The sequence below is a fragment of the Tepidanaerobacter sp. GT38 genome (genome assembly GCF_021991635.1).
GTDB lineage: Bacteria > Bacillota > Thermosediminibacteria > Thermosediminibacterales > Tepidanaerobacteraceae > DTU063.
In genome coordinates, this window is record NZ_JAFFJA010000129.1 from 1 (window position 1) to 2,234 (window position 2,234).

At 35.0% G+C, this 2,234-nt stretch carries 1 protein-coding gene; it reads left to right on the forward strand.

The annotated features are described in order from the left end of the window. A partial coding sequence (locus JT739_RS12330) for a TRAP transporter large permease (protein WP_237661422.1) occupies window positions 1–1,312 on the forward strand: 1,312 nt, incomplete at its 5' end. Window positions 1,313–2,234 lie beyond the last annotated feature (922 nt).

Sequence of the window (2,234 nt, forward strand, 5' to 3'; positions counted from 1 at the left end):
AAATAAAGATTATAGAGGGAGCGTAATGATGGTTACACTAGTAATTTTCGGGTCTCTAGTCCTTTTCTTAATACTTGGCATACCAATAGGTGTATCTCTAGGATTGGCTTCACTGTGTGCTATACTGTATTCCGGTATAATTGATATAAATTATCTCGCTCAGACTCTCATTACATCTACGGATTCCTTTCCATTAATGGCGATCCCGTTTTTTGTTCTTGCGGGAGATTTAATGGGCAAAGGCGGAATTTCAAAAAGGCTTTTAAAAGTAGCCGACGCTATATTCGGTAGGTTTACAGGCAGCCTTGCATTTATCACCGTAGCAGGTTGCATATTCTTTGCAGCAATATCTGGTTCGGGACCTGCAACAGTTGCTGCCATAGGAGGTTTAATGGTACCTGCAATGATTGAGTCAGGTTATAATAAAAGATTTTCAGCAGCAGTTTCTGCCAGTAGTGGTAGCATAGGTGTTATAATACCTCCAAGTATTCCAATGGTAATGTACGGAATTTCCACAGGTGTTTCAATAACAATGTTGTTCATGGCAGGCATGATTCCAGGAATTATTATAGGGGTCCTTTTAATGTTATATAGTTATTATTATTGTAAAAAACATGGATATAAGTCAACTACTTCTTCAAGTTTTTCTATCAAAAACTTATTGTCTGCTGTTAATGAAGCTAAATGGTCTTTAATAATGCCACTAATTATATTAGGCGGTATATATGGAGGAGTTTTTACTCCTACTGAAGCCGGTGCCGTAGCAGTTATATACGGGTACATAATAGGCAGGTTTGTATATAAAGAATTAAAACTTAAAGATGTTCCCGATATTTTAAAAAACTCAGCCTTAACAACGGCTACAGTACTGATCATCGTAGGGACGGCTACCTCCTTTGGAAGGATTCTTACGATTGAACAAGTGCCTCTTACAATTGCTAACTTCATACAATCTCTAACATCAAGCCCTGCGATAATCTTATTATTGATAAATATACTTTTGCTAATTGTTGGAACTTTTATGGATACAACTGCAGCTATTATTATATTGGCCCCAATATTGTTCCCAATAGCTACATCAGTTGGTATAGATCCTGTTCACTTTGGAATAGTAATGGTAGTCAATCTCTCTATAGGTTTTATTACCCCACCGTTAGGTGTAAATTTATTTGTAGCCTGTGGCATATCGAAACTTTCTTTAGAAGAAATGTCGAAGGGTATCATTCCATTTTTCTTGGTTATGGTTCTTGCTCTTACTATTATTACATACATTCCTTCAGTATCTCTTTGGCTTCCACGTCTATTCTTCTGAGACTTCATAATACGACTTCATAATATTTTGTAGAAGGTAAGGCAATCTTATGGATCTTAATTTCAAAATTTTATTGAATATACCTTGGTGACTTGAGGATTAAAATCCTTCTTGGGTGAATAAAAAATTCTTCTGTATCGTAATTATTTGCCTTGGAAGGATTTCTTTTTTGGCAAGCAGTGCATACAAAAGAATGAAAATTTATCAGTTACAACCATGGGAAAAACTGGTTGAAAATTGTAGGACGCGATAGGTGGTTGGCTTGTAGCTGATTTTATAGTCGGCACCACATGGACACACAATCAAAGTGTAGGTTTGATTTATTAATCGGGTGCAGCATTTATTAGATGGTTTATAACTTCGGCCATGATGCACGCGAAATATAAGATGCATAAATACGAATAAAAAATGCAGTATTGCATTTTGTTTATTTAGAAAATACTGAAAAATGCATTAATAAAAATTGTAATAATATAAGAATTTTACTATAACAATCCTAGCGCCTGTGGCATGAAAAATGCAATAAAAAATAAATAACAAACACTATTATATGCGATTTGAAATCAAAATTATATTGACGTTGCTTTAAATTGTTACGTACAAAGCTAATCAAAAAATCCGGAACAATAGGAATAACATCAAAAAATCTGAATAAATATAATATCGAAAGAGAGCTTGGGCAATTGAATAAAAACCTGAAAATCCGTGCATAGACGTGTAAATGTGAGATTTATACAAACTGAAGGGGAGGTGCACAAAAAAAGAAAAGAATGTTTTCAATTTCTTTAGGGCCAAAACAATTTGGAGGTGACATTTTGTGAAAAACATTGGGTCTATCATTGGATTTGCTATTGCTGGTATGTTTGTAATGTCAGTTTGGGGGGCGTTTGTAGAAGCGTACGGCATTTTTGGCGGCTGGTTT